Annotated in this window: 12 protein-coding genes and 1 pseudogene; 5 read left to right on the top strand and 8 right to left on the bottom strand. The window is 58.9% G+C overall.

Annotated elements, in window-relative coordinates:
- Nucleotides 1-766: 766 nt before the first annotated feature.
- On the bottom strand, nucleotides 767-1669 hold the full coding sequence (locus F7R19_RS28490; protein ID WP_223506438.1) for a copper resistance protein B: 903 nt from the start codon (nucleotides 1667-1669) through the stop codon (nucleotides 767-769).
- Between the two features lie 25 nt (nucleotides 1670-1694).
- Nucleotides 1695-3608, bottom strand: a complete 1914-nt coding sequence (locus tag F7R19_RS28485; RefSeq protein WP_150982878.1) for a copper resistance system multicopper oxidase — start codon at nucleotides 3606-3608, stop codon at nucleotides 1695-1697.
- A 1383-nt stretch (nucleotides 3609-4991) separates the two neighbouring features.
- Between F7R19_RS28485 and F7R19_RS28480 the strand changes: the two genes are divergently transcribed.
- Nucleotides 4992-5977 (top strand): IS5 family transposase gene (locus F7R19_RS28480; protein ID WP_223506436.1). Its coding sequence is split into 2 segments (ribosomal slippage): nucleotides 4992-5922 and nucleotides 5922-5977, totalling 987 coding nucleotides; the frame shifts between segments, so codons are not numbered across the junction.
- 137 nt (nucleotides 5978-6114) lie between these two features.
- Here F7R19_RS28480 and F7R19_RS28475 read toward each other — a convergent pair.
- The 4 genes and pseudogenes from F7R19_RS28475 to F7R19_RS28465 all read right to left on the bottom strand — a co-directional run.
- Nucleotides 6115-6399 (bottom strand): annotated as a pseudogene (locus F7R19_RS28475) (YkvA family protein); the annotation flags it as partial.
- 8 nt (nucleotides 6400-6407) lie between these two features.
- The gene (locus F7R19_RS30380; protein WP_227874093.1) at nucleotides 6408-7034 is read right to left on the bottom strand and encodes an HAD-IC family P-type ATPase; all 627 of its coding nucleotides are present in this window, start codon (nucleotides 7032-7034) and stop codon (nucleotides 6408-6410) included.
- Between the two features lie 23 nt (nucleotides 7035-7057).
- Complete coding sequence (locus F7R19_RS30375; protein ID WP_227874094.1) at nucleotides 7058-7489, bottom strand: hypothetical protein; 432 nt, start codon at nucleotides 7487-7489, stop codon at nucleotides 7058-7060.
- Complete coding sequence (locus F7R19_RS28465) at nucleotides 7470-7718, bottom strand: hypothetical protein (RefSeq protein ID WP_104669830.1); 249 nt, start codon at nucleotides 7716-7718, stop codon at nucleotides 7470-7472. The genes F7R19_RS30375 and F7R19_RS28465 overlap by 20 nt, the downstream gene beginning before the upstream one ends.
- A gap of 544 nt (nucleotides 7719-8262) precedes the next feature.
- Between F7R19_RS28465 and F7R19_RS28460 the strand changes: the two genes are divergently transcribed.
- Nucleotides 8263-10374: a TonB-dependent receptor gene (locus F7R19_RS28460; protein WP_104669831.1), complete on the top strand. Its 2112-nt coding sequence runs from the start codon at nucleotides 8263-8265 to the stop codon at nucleotides 10372-10374.
- 843 nt (nucleotides 10375-11217) lie between these two features.
- On the opposite strand, the gene F7R19_RS28455 is transcribed toward F7R19_RS28460, so the two are convergent.
- Nucleotides 11218-11427 carry a hypothetical protein gene (locus F7R19_RS28455; RefSeq protein WP_104669833.1) on the bottom strand — a complete coding sequence of 70 codons (210 nt, stop codon included), beginning with the start codon at nucleotides 11425-11427 and terminating at the stop codon, nucleotides 11218-11220.
- Between the two features lie 272 nt (nucleotides 11428-11699).
- Here F7R19_RS28455 and flgB point away from each other — a divergent pair, with 272 nt between their 5' ends.
- Entirely contained in the window at nucleotides 11700-12122 is a 423-nt protein-coding gene (gene flgB, locus F7R19_RS28450; protein ID WP_104669834.1) for a flagellar basal body rod protein FlgB, read from the top strand.
- A 158-nt stretch (nucleotides 12123-12280) separates the two neighbouring features.
- Here flgB and F7R19_RS30370 read toward each other — a convergent pair whose 3' ends face one another.
- Nucleotides 12281-12634, bottom strand: a complete 354-nt coding sequence (locus tag F7R19_RS30370) for an MFS transporter (RefSeq protein ID WP_223506434.1) — start codon at nucleotides 12632-12634, stop codon at nucleotides 12281-12283.
- Between the two features lie 1220 nt (nucleotides 12635-13854).
- On the opposite strand from F7R19_RS30370, the gene F7R19_RS28440 reads away from it, so the two are divergent.
- Nucleotides 13855-14580, top strand: a complete 726-nt coding sequence (locus F7R19_RS28440; RefSeq protein ID WP_223506433.1) for a class I SAM-dependent methyltransferase — start codon at nucleotides 13855-13857, stop codon at nucleotides 14578-14580.
- An 806-nt stretch (nucleotides 14581-15386) separates the two neighbouring features.
- Nucleotides 15387-15782 carry a phosphoesterase gene (locus F7R19_RS28430; protein ID WP_104669836.1) on the top strand — a complete coding sequence of 132 codons (396 nt, stop codon included), beginning with the start codon at nucleotides 15387-15389 and terminating at the stop codon, nucleotides 15780-15782.
- Nucleotides 15783-15920: the final 138 nt, after the last annotated feature.

The raw sequence follows: 15920 nt of genomic DNA, 5'->3' as shown, positions 1-15920 counted from the left end.
GCCAGGAAAGGCGCGGAACGCGAGACAAACCTGGCTTGAATTGGCCTATCTCTCTCGCATTGCGAACACAGCAGTCATTGGCCTGTACGACATCAAGTGCAAGCCTCATTGATCAGCACTTCCCTAGCGCACCATTGGCAAAGGAGGTCTTGGAGAGAATGGTTCTACAACCTAAATTAGGGTATCGGTCTTCCGTTTTCAATGCGCTCTCCGGCGTTCCTATTGCGTGACCTCGGGAGCGATAGAACAGCGAATCCTATTCCATGCAAAAGGGGAAGCAGCATGCGTGTCATATTGCTTATAACAGTCGTCTTGGCGGGATGTACGACTGTCTCCGACCGTGCGGTGCGCGCCGAGCACGACATTGATGCCTCCATTCGAGTTCAGGGGCCTGCGTGTGAAAAACTTGGGTACCAGAAAGACTCCGATCCGTGGCGTGATTGCATCATCCGTCTCAGTGCTGTAGGCGGACCATGTATGCACCGTCGGTTTTGAATTCCCTCAATCAATTAAGAAGGCAATTTTAGTTATCGGCCATTTTGATGGTCCACAAATTCATTCTGGCGTAATCAATCAAAGTACTTGTCCAGAGCGGGGTGTTGGAATTAATAGGCCCCAGTATTTTCGGTAAATGAAGCAGGTCGCATACACTAACATATCTAATTTAACCCGCGACACCGGGCGGTACATTGCGACCACCTTCCGTCTGCCCTGTAATAAGATCGCTAATGACATGACGGTCCGGCCACTACTCACCTGAGTGGGGTCAGAACCAGATTCGCACGCCTGCAACGATTTGTTTGTCGGTGGTACGCTCCCCAGCAGCACGCGCAAAGTCTGCGGTATTGCCCAGCTTTTTGCCCCATACAACGCCAAGATAAGGGGCAAACTGCCGATGGATCTCATATCGCAATCGCAAACCAAGCTTCACTTCCGAGATGCCGCTGCCAATGCCTCGCGCGGCATCTTCCCTGCTGTAGGCGTTTGCCTCAAATTCCGGTGTCAATAGCAGACGTTGGGCGAAGCGAATATCGTAGGTAGCCCGCGCCCGCGCTGCTGCGCGTCCAGAGGAACCAAAATAGGCGGTTGCTTCGATATCAAACCAGTACGGTGCCAACCCCTGGACGCCAAGAGCGCCCCAGGTTCGCGACGGCCCATTGCCAAAGTCCTGTCGCACGCCCAGTTGCCAGTCCCAGAAAGGCGCAAAGGCGTGCCCCCATAGGGCTTCAGCTCTTGCTTCCTCGGTGTTGCTATACAGACGCGTTCCTTCCGACTTGACCCACAACCGATTTATATCTCGTCCCACCCAAGCCAGCATATCCCAGGCCAAGCCAGAGCCACCGGGTGCCTTGACATACTCAAGGCGATCGAACAGCACCTGATAATATACGTCGTTATCAGCCATCGTATCTCCGGGCATCGGAATGCCTTGGCTCCGGTCCGCCATCGGAACCGGCGGCTCCTTTACCTCAATGATTGCGTTTGCGCTGCCCGCCTCAGTGGAAGACTCAGTGCCGCTGTCCGCTGTATGGCTCAATGCCGGTTTCACTGGCATCGGCCCCTTCATGCCAGGCGTCGGCATCATTGTCTGGGCCGCCACGCCACGGCTCTGCACGCTGGCCAACAATATTGCCAGGCCTATGAGTTGGATGTGAGAGCGGTTGGACACGTCTGCCTCCCTGGCATTTCTCTGATCAAGCAACCACGATTTTGCGGAACATACCGGCTTCCATGTGGTAGAGCAGGTGGCAATGAAAAGCCCACTGCCCCGGTGCATCGGCAGTCACCAGGAAGCTGACTTGTTTGGAAGGTTGGACGTTTATCGTGTGCTTCCTAACCAGCGCCTGCCCTTCGTGATTCTCCAACTCGCTAAACATCCCATGCAGATGCATCGGGTGGTTCATCATGGTGTCGTTGATTAGCGTGATCCGCAACCGTTCTCCGTAGTAGAACCGGATCGGCTCAGCTTGCGAAAACTTCTTGCCATCAATGCCCCAGATGAAGCGGCGCATATTGCCTGTCAAACGCAGCTCTAACTCACGCGTGGGCGGGCGCTGGTCGGCTACCGGGCCAAGCGTTTTTAGGTCGGCGTACGTCAACACCCGCCTGCCGTTGTTGCGCAGTCTTGGCCCGGGATCCGATAGCAAGCGGGAAGGGTTCATCGAACGCATGTCGACTTGTGGCCCCAAGCCAGACATATCGCCCATTTTGCCCATCTCGTGCCCCGTCTCACCGCCCGTCTTCTGCATCTCAGGCATCGCGGAAGATTTGCCGCGGTCCATGCCGGGCATTTCGGCACTGGGCGCCTTCACTTGCCCCGGCAGTGTCGACAAAGTGTGCCCGGCCATGTTAGTCATGTCGGTCGTGGTGGCTCCGGTCGTCATGGGCTGCGTTGTGGGGCCGCCGCCGATCTCCATCGGCGGCATGTTCATGGATGTCTTCTGACCCATATCCATAGACCCCTTTTCCATCCCGGGCATGTCGCCCATGCCCATGTCGGCCATGGTGAGCCAAGTCTTCGGATCAAGCCTGGGTACTTCCGCTTGCATCCCAATTTCCGGTGCAAGTGTTGCTCTGGCGTAGCCGCTACGATCCATCGACTGTGCAAAGATGGTGTACGCTTTATCATCTGGCATCTCCACCACCACGTCGTAAGTTTCGGCGACGGCGATGCGGAATTCGTCCACCTGTACCGGCTCAACATCCTGGCCGTCAGCCGACACCACTTTCAGTTTTATGCCGGGAATTCGAATGTCAAAGGTGCTAGTCGCCGAGCCGTTGATGAAACGCAATCTCACGCGCTCCCCGGCCTTAGCTATCGCAGTCCAATTTTCATCCGCCGGCATGCCGTTGACGAGATAAGTAAAGGTGGCCCCCGAAACGTCGGCAAGGTCGGTTGGATTCATCCGCATCTGATTCCACATGGCCCGCTTTGCCAATGCCTGCGACAGCCCCATATCGGACACGTCTCTGACAAAGTCGCCAATGGTCGGCATCTGGAAGTTGTAAAAGTCGCTCATCTTTTTCAAGTGCGCGAACACCATCTCTGGGTTCTCATCCGTCCATTCGCTAAGCATAACGACGTAGTCGCGATCGACCTTGATCGGGTCTGGATGCATTGGCTCGATGACCAGCGGTCCGTATAGACCGGTTTGCTCCTGAAAACGGGTGTGAGCGTGGTACCAATAGGTGCCGGCTTGCCGCACTTGGAAGCGGTATACGAACGTCTCACCTGGCCCGATGCCGGGAAAAGAAATGCCAGGAACACCGTCCATTTGAAACGGCAGCAAGATTCCGTGCCAATGAATTGACGTTTGTGTGGTAAGTAGGTTTGTCACGCGTAACGTGACCTCGGTGCCCTGCTTCCAACGCAATATCGGCGCGGGGATAGAGCCGTTCACGCTGGTGGTCGGTCGGACGCGGCCAGTGAATGACATGGGCGTCGCGCCAATGTCCAAATCAAAAGTGGTACCAGTCAGCACCACGGGTTGACTTTGGCTCTTCGACGCCCAAACAGCGTGTGGATATGCCCCCAGGCTAGCCAGGCCCCCTCCGGCTATTAGGCTTCTAAGCAGTCGACGGCGGCTCAGTGAGAGGGGCGGAGTCATGGCATCGCAAACACGATCGAACACGTTGTCTCCTCGCGAAATAATTGAGCGCCCACTTAGCATAGTGGGCGCCGCCGCGAATCAAAAGCTCGTTACCGCGATCAATACTCTCAATGGCAGCGCGCCCTCGTCATCGTCGCGTAATGTTCCCGTAAGGAATCTCGCGCCGTCTATAGCTGATGGCGCGCCAATTGCTTTCGTTCTCAACGCGTCTATAGACGCCTTGAGAACTTCCGAAAAAAGGAGCATTGTCATGCCACATGAAAACTATCAATCTTGTATTGAGACCTGTCAGGCCTGCGTGATCGCCTGTCATCACTGCGCGGTATCCTGTCTTGAGGAAAGGGATGTCGAGGCCATGAAGCGGTGCATCTCTTTAGATTTGGACTGTGCTGAAACGTGCGCGTACGCTGCCACGATGATGGCTCGGGGTAGCCAGTATGCCCGCGATATTGCGTCGTGTAACCGTAGCTAGCTTTGTAATTCCTTCCGGGCTAGGGACTGTCCTTCCATTATCGTGACCATTGGCCAGACCAAATTTAGCAAAGTGATGTGTACACTTCTGAACGCTGCTTGGCGCGCCACGTCCGACGAAAATGCGGATACTGGAATTGCCGGGACGAGTCCAGCGTTCCATCAATTGAAAAAATGCTTACGCGATTCGTGTGTGCGTCCACACGCAACGAATGCAGTAGCGCTTGGTAAAACAGCGCCGACCTCTAAACCTCCGAAGAAATTCGTAAAGCATACGCCCAGCGGATGATTGTCGGCATTGAGCATGGGCATCGTGAAGGAGATGGCACCGTCGGGCCATCGCGCCACAGGCCTGCGAATGCAAACTGCGCACCATTTGGCAGGCCGATTATTCACCGAACGGCTTTGCCCGTCTCCCAGTTGGGTTAGTAGAAACCCGTCGCGGCTAGATTCCGTGGTACGGGGAATCGACGATCTTATTTCTTAGAGCGATTGATCTGGCATCCTGCATCGACCACGCTGATACTTCATGTCCAGTACGACGATCGTGGCGCGGTCACGCACATCAAAGGCTGCGCCTCTTCGGACAACAATAGCGTGTTCGCGCCCCTTATGGCCGGAATCGTCGTTACGACAGACGGTAGCCGAAGAAATCGGCCTGTAACCGTGGCGCGCAAGTAGGAAGGGCGCAATCATCATTGAAGGTTGGTCCTCAGCGACCATCGCGGAACCAACCATAGACCCCATAGGCGACCGCAGCCCATGCGCAAACGACCAGGGTAACGCCCCAATAGCTGGTTGGCTTGCATCGTTGCTCGGCTAGGGAAAGGCTGATTAAATCAGTGCGCGAGTCATCGCGGCATTGCGGAAGTGCTTTGTCATAGGTATCCCAAGATTCGCGATCCGGTGATGAAGCGACAGATCAGTTTTGCGGAAGCAGAAAGCCATGGCAAGAAGGGGGTGACGCGCCGTCAGCGCTTTCTGGCGGAAATGGAAAGCGTGGTGCCGTGGTCGCGGCTGATAGCGGCAGTCGAGCCGTACTACCCCAAGGGCAAACGTGGGCGGCCGCCGATCGGACTGGAGCGGATGCTGCGCATCTACTTCCTGCAGCAGTGGTATGGACTGTCTGACGAAGCGCTGGAAGACGCGCTGTATGACAGCATGGCAATGCGCGCGTTTGCCGGAATCGACCTGGCGGCCGAAGCAGTGCCGGACGCGACGACGCTGCTCAAGTTTCGCCGCATGCTCGTCGCGCATGAACTGACGCGAAAGCTGTTCGACGAGATTGGCATCATGCTGTGCGAGCGTGGGCTGATGATGAAAGAAGGCACGATTGTGGATGCCACCATCATCGAGGCGCCACCGTCGACCAAGAACAAGGAGAAGAGCCGCGACCCGGAGATGCACCAGACCAAGAAGGGCAACGAATGGCACTTTGGCATGAAAGCCCATCTCGGTGTGGATGCGGCGTCTGGGTTGGTACACAGCATCGTGGGCACCTCGGCCAATGAGTCGGACGTGTCGCAAGCGCATGCCTTGCTGCATGGCCACGAAGAGCATGCGTTCGGCGATGCGGGCTACACGGGTGTGGAGAAGCGCGAGGAGATGCAAGGCAAGTCCGTGAAGTGGCAGGTGGCCGTCAAGCGCGGCAAGATCAAGGCGATGCGTGACGGTGCGGTCAAGGACTTGCTGATCGCCGTCGAGCGGGCCAAGGCCCAAATCCGGGCACGGGTCGAGCATCCGTTCCACGTCATCAAAAATCTCTTCGGTCATCGCAAGGTTCGCTACAAGGGCCTGATCAAGAACACAGCGCAGTTGTTCAGCCTGTTCGGTCTGGCGATCTGGCACTGGCCAAAAGGCAATTGTTAGCACTGCAGGGGAGCAGTCCGTCCTGAGCGCGCAAAGCGCGCCAGGCAAGGCGCGAAACGCGAAAAGAGAGGGCTCGAATCGGGCCTATCTCTTTCGCATTGCGAAAACCCCGTTCATTGGCCTGCGCGACATCAAGCGCAAACCTCATTGATCAGCACTTCCCTAGCCAACGTTCGGCCTGGATTCGACACGATGCCAAAACCCCCTCAGGAATCAGATGAACGGCCAGCAATATGAGCCCAGGCAAGAGAACAACGTCGTCGAAATAGCCAAGGACCGGTATGAAGTCGGGCACAAGATCGATTGGACTCAGGGCATACGCAACGACGAACATGCACAGCGCCTTTGCCACCAGTGGGGTGCCCGGACTGCGGCAAGCAAACCAAAGGGTCACGCCATCGCGCTTAATGCACCGCGCCCAGGTGCGGAGTTTCTCAGCGTGTCTCATAGAGCCAGTCAGTGGTGGGGACCGCGATATCGCAACAGCCGCAAAGCATTGCCGGTCACCAGGACGGTCGCACCTGTGTCAGCCAGAATGGCCATCCAAAGCGTGGTCGCACAAAACACTGTCGTGGCCAGAAAGACTGCTTTCATTCCAAGGGCCAGCGCGATGTTCTGCCAGATGTTGCCCAGCGTGATGCGCGACAGATCAATCAGATTGGCCATGCCCATGACGCGGCTCTTCAACAGCGCCGCATCGGCTGTCTCCAATGCCACGTCGGTGCCGCCTCCCATTGCGACGCCGACCGATGCCGTGGCCAGTGCGGGCGCATCATTGATTCTATCACCCACCATCGCCACCGCGCCGGCGCTCTTCAGGGACTCAATCGCCTGCAACTTGGCGTTGGGCAGCAGTTCGGCCTGCACGTCGACCCCCAGCACCTTGCCGAAGGCTTCGCCCGTTTGCCTGTTGTCGCCCGTCAGCACAACGGTCCTGACACCCATGCTGTGCAGGCGGAGCGCGGCGGCGGCGTCCGCCCGTGGCTCGTCGCGCAATACGATCAGGCCGTCAACGCGTTTGCCTGCGAGGACTACGACCACGGTCTTGTCCTGTTGCTTCAGCGACGTAATCGATTGCTGCACCGACAGGGTCGACGGGTGCCAGTTCAGGGGCGTAGCGCGGCGACCCGACCGACGTGAATCCGGATTTGAGGCGGGCTGTTACCGCTTTGCCCGGAATGGCGAGCGCATTGCCGAAACTCGCAGGGAGTTCGAGGTTGCCGCTTCGCGCCGCTTCCACGATCGCCACGCCCAGCGGATGGCTGGTCTTCATTTCCACTGCCGCAGCGCGCAATCACCTCGGTCTGGTCACCATTGATGACAATGATGTCTGTGACCTTCGGCTGTCCCTCGGACAGCGTGCCTGTCTTGTCGAACGCCAGCGTGCGAATCCTGCCGAGTGTTTCCAGTGTCGCGCCACCCTTGATCAACAAACCTTGCCTTGCGCCGGATGCCAGTCCAGATGCAAGGGCTGCCGGTGTCGCTCTCGCATAGGCACGGCGCAACGCCGGTACGATGCTAAAGATCGCTGCAATCAAGTAAGCCTACTAACACCCGCTGCGGTAGGAGGTGAGCAATGGCAAAGGCGACGGCAAACGCCAGGCCGGTCATTAGAACCAGCCGTGCCTTCTTTTCGCGCCCCGGCGTGGCGTCCGCGCGGGACGTGCCGGTCACATCGCATGTACCCTCTGTGCTGACAGGTGTAAATCCGAGCGAACGGATTTGGGCTTCGATGTTCTGCAACGTGCTTCGGTCCTCGTCGAACAAAATTGTCAGACTCTCCTGCCATAGCTGACGCTGATGTCGCGCCCCCCGGCAGGCGCTTCATGGCGTTTTCGATCTTGCCCGCCATGCGCCGCAATCCATGCCTGCGATTTTTAACTTCAGGCGCTTAACATTGGACATGGCTGCCCTTAAATCGATTGAACAGAGTTCCCGGAACCTCGACCCTGTAGTTACTAAAGGGTCAAGCGTCGCAACGATTAGCTGAATCCGAGACTTTTGGATCGGCGTGTTGGCCTCTCAAAATTTTGAGGATCATTGCCAGCAGGCGCCGGGACAGAGAGGGCCCTCGGGCAGAGCGCCAATGTCCCCATCGGCGCTCAATCACCACCACCGCCTGTCGGGACGTACCAGCGTCTGGTCCCCACAATCGCGTTTATCTTCATGCCCGATCGCCACGTAATCGAACGTCGGCGCGATGTCCCCATGCCGACAATTCATGACCGCCGACATTGACATCAAGATAGTCGAAAATGATTCGCTCTCATTCAAAAAATTACAATGCATTACAAAAGGTACAAAGAGAGAAATGAGCCGTTATCCGCACACAAAATATATTGTTCGAACATTGGCAGCATGCCCTGCACTGCTGGTCAGTCTGGTCCACGGACAAACCGCTGCACCTGAGGTGCAAAGCCTGCCACCTGTCACTGTCAAAGCCGACGTGGGCAAGGAACTGGGCGCCGGATATAACCCGCCCAACGCGATCAGCGCCACCAAGACCGACGCTCCGCTGCGTGACATTCCGCAAACCGTGAACGTGGTGACCGCCGAGGTCATGCAAGACCAGCACGCAACGTCCATGCAGGACGCGCTGAAGAACGTGCCGGGCGTGAGTTTTTCCACCGGTGACGGACAGCGCGACCAGGTGTCGATCCGCGGCTTCACCGCGATTGCCGACCAGTTCGTCGACGGCATCCGTGACGATGCGCTTTACTTCCGCGATCTGTCCAACGTCGACCGTGTGGAAGTCATCAAGGGACCTGCCGCCGTGCTGTATGGCCGCGGTTCGTCCGGCGGCCTGATCAATCGCGTGACCAAGAAGCCGGGCATCGATGTCACCGACTTTGCGCTGAGCTACGGCATGTGGGCCGACCGCCGCGTCGAAGGCGATGTGGGTCGTGTGTTCGCCGATGGCGCCGCAGCCTTCCGCATCACCGCCGCACATGAGGAAGCAAACAGCTATCGATCGCAGCAGTTCCTGAACCGCACCGCTGTGGCCCCGTCGCTGGAACTGCGCATCGCGCCGCAAACCACGGTACTGCTGCAGGCCGACTACCTGGAAGACCGACGCGTCACCGACTTCGGCGTTCCCGCATACAAGGGGCGGCCGGTTGCCGTCGATCCGTCAACGTACTACGGCGCCGCCAATGCCCGTGACGCGGACTACAGCCAGAGCCGAGTGTATTCGGGCACAGCAACGGTCAACCACCGCTTCAACGAAAACTGGTCGATCCGTAATGCCACGCGCTACTACCACTACTCGCTGGATCGGAATAACACGCTGCCTGGCACTGTCAACGAGTCGGCGCTGACCGTAAGCCTGAACCGTTCGAACGTCTATCGCGAGGAACACGGCTGGTTCAACCAGACCGATCTGACGCAGAAGGCCGAGTTCTTTGGCATGAAGCACGAACTGCTGTACGGCGTGGAAGTGGGCCAGCAGAACAAGGATCTGGTGAACTATTCGCGTAACAACATCGCGACTGTCAACCTGTTTAACCCCGTTCTACCCACGCTGCCGCGCCTGCTGGGTGGCAATCCGGGAACGAGCAACCTTGGCATTTTCAAGACGCTCGGGATATATACGCAGGACATGATCCAATTCAGCGAGCAGTGGAAGGCGCTGGTCGGCATCCGTTACGACCGCTTCGAACAGGAAACCATTCAGCGCATCGCCGGGCAGCAGAACCTGTCACGCACCGACAACAACTGGAGCCCGCGCGCGGGCCTGGTGTGGCAGCCGTCCAAGCAGCAGTCGTATTACGTTTCGTGGAGCCGCTCGTTCCAGCCATCCGGCGAAGCCTTCTCGCTGGCCGCGAACAACGCCCAGCTGGCACCGGAAACCACGCGCAACACCGAAGTCGGCGCCAAGTATGACTGGCTCGATGGCAAGGCAACCACGACCGTATCGCTGTTCCGCATCGAACGCACCAACGTCAAGGTCGCCAATGCCACGGGCACGGCGCTGATCCCGATCGGCGAACAACGTACCGACGGTCTGGAACTGAGCGGAGCGGCAGAGCTCGGCGGCGGCTGGCGCATGCTGGCCGGCTATGCCTACCTGGACGCCGAGGTCACCAAGTCGACCCCGGCCCTGGAAGGCAAGCAGGCCACGCTGACGCCGCGCCATTCCGGCAATTTCTGGATCACGAAGGACCTGGGCTACGGCTTTGGCCTGGGCGGCGGTCTAAACCTGGTTGGCGCCCGCCAAGCTGACCCGGCCAACACCGTGACGCTGCCCGGCTATGTCACGGCCGACATGGTGGCTTGGTACCGCCGCGGCAAGTTCGAAGCGCAGCTCAACGTGTACAACCTGCTCAACCAAGGCTACATCGTGTCAGGGCACGGCTCCAGCCCGAACCTGAACCTGCCAGGGGCGCCCCGCAGCGTGATGGCAACACTGCGCTACCGTATGTAAGGGTTGGGACGCGCCGACAAACTGGCCTGTCCTGCCACGCTCTGCCCTACGGCTGCGGTGATGTGGGCTGTATTTGTGCCTCATTGCCGCGATGTGGAAGACAAATTTATCCTGCTCCAAAGGAGCGGGTAAAGGGACCTTTGCGTCAATGGCGTCGGCCCTGGTGCCGCAGGCGTGGCACCAAGGCTGCTTGGCATATTACTCAATTCGCCTTCGGCGAAAGGCCGCTCTGGAAATCGGCGGCTCTTGGGATTGCCTCGATCTGGACGCTCAGACCTCCTGCACGGCGCAGGGCGCACGCCATCGGCGCCGGGGTACGCTCCGGCATTACCGATGGGCGCAGACCAGTTCCCGCCATTCGCTTCTGCATGCGCCAAAGTCCGAATTGGGAGGCGGGAGCGGCCATTCAAAATGACAGGGCAGAAGTCGCGATTCGAGTCGACATACTGCAAGTGGACGACGCTCAGCTCACTGCCATAGGTGCCCGCTCTAGCTTGCCAATCGGTATGGCATCTGCGTTTGACCTTTTCACAGCTCGCGGCCTGGGAGCAAACATCGTGCGAGTACTTGGTATCGAAGACGATGCAGGCATTGTCGCCAACCTCTATGACTAACTTGAGGGTATTGGTTACGTCGTCGACATCGCATCGAACGGCCCCCCGCCGGGCTGCAACTTGCACTGTCTCAACCTTGGGATGCGAGCAGATGCCTAAAGTGCTGTTGACCGCTTCGGCTCACTAATACGCCCCCGCAGATCTTCGAAGGCGGAAGTCAGTCAACCTGGCCGGTTGACTGACTCCCTCACACTTGTGCAAGTGTCAAGCTGGCATAAGCGTCAACGTGTCAGAGCCCGCGAGCGCCGTCGGTGAATACGTCTCGTGCTCCAATGCGCGCGCCGCCAGCGTACACGTCGCTGGCTGAGGCACCGGCACGCGCGCCATCCGTGAAGGGATCGCGAGGGCGATGGACCTGCCCCTCGGCCGGAGCGGCCACGGCTGTGCCAGCGAGAATCGAGAGTGCGGCGGTAAGAATGGCAGTGTGAAGCATCTTCATGGAAATTTCTCCGGAGTCATGTTGGTGAGTCTGTCTCGCTCACCGTGTGCACAGTCTATCGATCCGACACGATCATTCGAATGACCCAAGTATTACGATCCCGTCATCTGAGGAGAATACGTCCACAGCAGGTAACTCCCCTACGGCGCAAAGGTGTCGAAATCATTGCAAATTGGTCATGTGAAAGGTCCGCAAACCGATCGCTGATCCTCAAAATGATGTGGGTTGGGGTAAGCTAGCCTGTGCTCTTCCGAATGCGTTGGAGACGCGAGATGGAAACGGCTGTTATCCAGAACGCTGCGCGTAGCGGGGAAAATGTTCATGAACTGGCGCTCAGGCTCCGCACGCGACGGCTAGAATTGCTGGCAGCCAATATCGCTAACGCGGATACCCCGAACTACAAGGCGCGGGACATCGACTTCGGCGCCGAATTAGAACGGGCGATGGCAAGCGGCAACACGTTCGCGGGTATGACGACGACTTCGCCTCAGCATCTGGAGGCCCGACAGTCGACGCCGCATGAGGCGTTGCTCTACCGGGTGCCGATGCAGTCCAGCATGGACGGCAATACGGTCGAGATGGACGTCGAGCGGGTTGCGTTTGCGGAGAATGCGGTACGCATGCAATTTTCCATACAGAAGACGGCGGGCGAATACAAGGACATGCTCAAGCTCTACCAGGAGATGCGTCCCTAGCCGGTATCCAAGGCGCCTCGTTGTTCCGCATGAGCCCCCGGCTGAGTGGTCCGCGCCATGGCCCCGTCGCGCTCCGGAGTTCAGCTTCGGGAATGGTGCGATCGCCCACACGCACGGCGGGGAGGTTTTGCGCGGAAGCGCGCTCGATTTCCGGCCGACTAGGCGGGGTTCAGATGCGCTGTAGTCGCGCCTGATCGTGCCGGCCGCCATGGTGAGGGGGCCAACGCGAATGCGAGGGCAGGCGATAGCGCCGACCAGATGAGACCGACGCCGGCGCTCGAGATGAACTTCGCAGCCCCGTTCGTGGTGCCGAGCGCGCCCATACTCATGGCCGGCGTGTCCGTCGACACCATCTCGGCGGTCACCGTCGGCTCCAGCGTTTCCTGGGCGGCCATGCAGGGGCACGCGAGCAGGAAGAAGGGCGCGAGCATCGGGAGGGTGTTGACGTCGAGCCAGAACATGATGGCCATGAGCAGGCCGGTGAATGCGCCTAGCGCGTTGAAATCACCCAAGCCAAACATCCCGACAGCGCCGAGATAGCGCTTGAATTTCGGCGGTAGGCCATGCAATGCTCGGAAGAACGGCGGCCCAGGATTGGGGGGGAAGCCGGGTCCTCGACGAAGCCGAGGAAAGCCAGGGCGGCTAGATCTCCCGGAATGGCACAACTTAGCCACAGGACCAAGCGAAACGGCCTGGTGGGGTCGGTCCATTCGCCCCGCAACCAACAGTGGCCGCGCCGTGGCCAAGCCGATCGCGATCTGACCCGCAGGCGTCAGCGCGTAGCCGACCAGCACCAAAAGTTTCTCGAGTTCCGAGGTTGCCCGAGATCATCTTGGTGAAACTCGCCACAGCATCGGCCACGCACGCCTTCGCTCAATCCCAGAACCGCCGCCGGAATCCCGAGTATCGCTAGAAAGCCGGGTAGGGTGACGGTGATGGTTTTGTAGCAGAGATCGCCCAGCGCACTCGTGACCCCAGCACCGGCAACGGGGCAAGTCAGCCATTCTCGCTGCAGCGGAACGAGGGCTGCCGGGGCCTTGTCGTTCGACATCGGTTTTGACCGTCATGGGCCCTGCGCCCGATCGCGGGACGCTGGACAGAATCAAAGGACCCGCATCGCTATCTGCGGCGACATCGGGCAACAAGCACGGCAGGCCGACCTTTTTCCACCGATACGAATGGTGTCGTGGCGCTGAATCCGACACTCCACACGGCGCCTGCAGCGAATCTTGATACCGGAAGCCTTCGCATTCTGTGGACACCACCGGGATGGCGATCCTCACCGGGATCGCGCCGAGCCAGACCACATGCCCGCGTTTTCGCCAGTCTTGGCTTCGGCCAACTTTAGCAACGGCTGAGGCGCTCGGTAATTTCCCCGTCATGTTTGCGACAGGCCATTAGCCATACCATCGACGGATAGCCTACTGACTGCGCGATTGGTCGCGTGGACCCGGCAGCCATCCAGACGACTTCGCCAGTGCGCCGTCGTAGTGGGTCCAAGGGCAGCATGGCTGAGATACGAGGATTCATCAAAGTGATGGAGTTCCCCTTGAGGGAGGGTCTCCTATTTCCATCTGAGGCGGCGATGCGATTGTGCGTGAGATGTGGCAATGCATTGTCCCGGCTGGGTTGGCATTGTTGGGCCTGCGACTGGCACCCGCCCTCGACATCCGGCGTTGTGTGCCTCGCGCCCGAACTAGTCGGTGATCATGATGGGGATCAGGCGTCCCTGTTGCGGGAATTCGCACACGTTGAAGACAGGAACTTCTGGTTCGCGTATCGCCGCGGACTGATCATCGACGCATTATCCCGGTGGTTCCCGCGGATTGAGTCGTTCTTGGATCTAAGCTGCGGTGCGGGGAAATTCCTGGATGATTTCAGGAAGTGCTATCCCGCGACCGCGCTGGTCGCGGCAGACCGTTGCGTGGATGCTCTGCTAGAAGTACGCCGGGAATATGGCTTTTCCTGTCTGCAGATGGATCCCATGCACCTGCCGTTCTCCGACGCGTTTGATGTCATTGGGGCGTTCGACGTCCTGCAGTACGCACCGTCAGACGGGATAGTGCTTGACCAGTTGCGCAAAGCATGTCGGCCGGGTGGCGGCATTGTCGTGACCGTACCGCACCGCCGAACGCGACGACTGAGCAGCAATGCCAAGGCGGCGCCGGAAGCGCGCTACACGCTCCCAGAACTGATTCGCAAGGTAAATGCCGCAGGATTCACTGTCGTACACCGCCAGACATTTTGCACGTTGACATTGCCACTCATGACGCTGAGCCTGCGAAAGCTAAGGACGCGCCCGTTTCCGCTGGCCGTCGGCGACCACCGGCGGCTCGGCCCCATTCTGAATGACATGCTTGCAGGACTCTGCATGATCGAGCGGAAATTGGAGAAGTTTGGCGTGCGGTTCGCCAATGGTGATGGTGCTTTGATCGTTGGCGTCCGCCGATTTGCTTGATGGTGCCTTTCACTACATACGCAACTGAGTCGGCCTGCACAGCAGGGCGACTGCAGACTTGAACCGATACTACGTCTTCGACCTGCCGCATGGCGTGTTGTCCTCGCTACTGCTGGTTGTCGTGCTCTGCGTCGTTGCGTTCCTGGCATTTGTGATCTATCTGAATCGCACTTACGGGCGCCGACCCCGCGGACGATGCTTCGCGGGCCAAATGCGGAAACAGAGACGGAAGGATCGCAAGCGGACGCGGAAGCGGTAGTGGAAAAGCGCCTGTGGCCAGACGATATCCGCGAGAGGATCCGTGCCAGGTTGGGTGGCTTCCGGGCTAACCGAGACCGCTTGGATGACGGGAACCTGAGGGTTCGCATGATCGATGGATTGATGTCCTGATGGCAATGCGGACTAGCACAGGCCTTATGCTCGGCACCGACCCTGCTGCCCCCACAGGCGTAGGCAGCCGCTGCAAGCTGAACTAACATAAATCAACAGGAATGCGGCAGTCCAGTGCCGGAGAAATGGGAGCGTACATGAGCTGGAATCAAGTGGGGGAATCCGAGCAGCCTTTGACTTGCGGCAACAAGCCTGCAGTTGATTGTCCTAGATCAAAGACGCACACGAAGTGCGGAGCTCGGCAATCTGTCGGACAAGAAGGCGGTGATCGGGGCACAAGGGATCCGGGGCGTCTGGGCGCCGTGTGCCCGCCTGGCCCCCGATGCGCTTCGACGCTGTCATGTGCGAGTCATTTTGCTGACAGGCCGACTCTCTAGAATACGATGAAACGAAATTCCGCCTTTCCGTGCCGTCGAATGAGACGTTTGCTGCCCCGCCTCCTGCTGTGGTTCATGATCTTCGCATTGCCGCTGCAGGCGATGGGAGGGCTCGCGCACGCCGGCTGTCCAGCTCATGACCGGCTGCGCAATGACGCGGCGATGGGCCTCGAGGTCGATGCGGAGGAAGCGGTCAGCAACGCGGACAAGCCGTGTCACCACAACACGCAGCACAGCCCTTCGCGGGGAAAACTGGATCCTGATGCGAACGGGCACACGTGCGATGCGTGCATCGCCATGAGCCAGGCCGCCGGATGGTTCTTGGGCTTCTGGCTTTGGCGGCCGGAATCGTTCGAGGTGGCGGGCCGCACGGTCGCGCTCCTCGCCAGTTTCATTCCAGACGGACTTCTTCGTCCTCCCTCCACTCCTGTGTGAATTGGGGTTTTACCCCGATCGCAGTCCCGCCCCCCATTGGATTGCGACGCCTTACTGCCTAGTTGCTTAGGAATCTCAATTCACTTGCCACGTCATCGCGTTGACGCGTTGCCGTGGAACAACCTCGCCCGCGCGTCG

The sequence above is a fragment of the Cupriavidus pauculus genome, from assembly GCF_008801835.1.
GTDB classification, from domain to species: Bacteria; Pseudomonadota; Gammaproteobacteria; order Burkholderiales; family Burkholderiaceae; genus Cupriavidus; species Cupriavidus pauculus.
The sequence above is the reverse complement of the archived record's forward strand: the minus strand, read 5'-3'. Positions and strand labels throughout refer to the sequence as shown.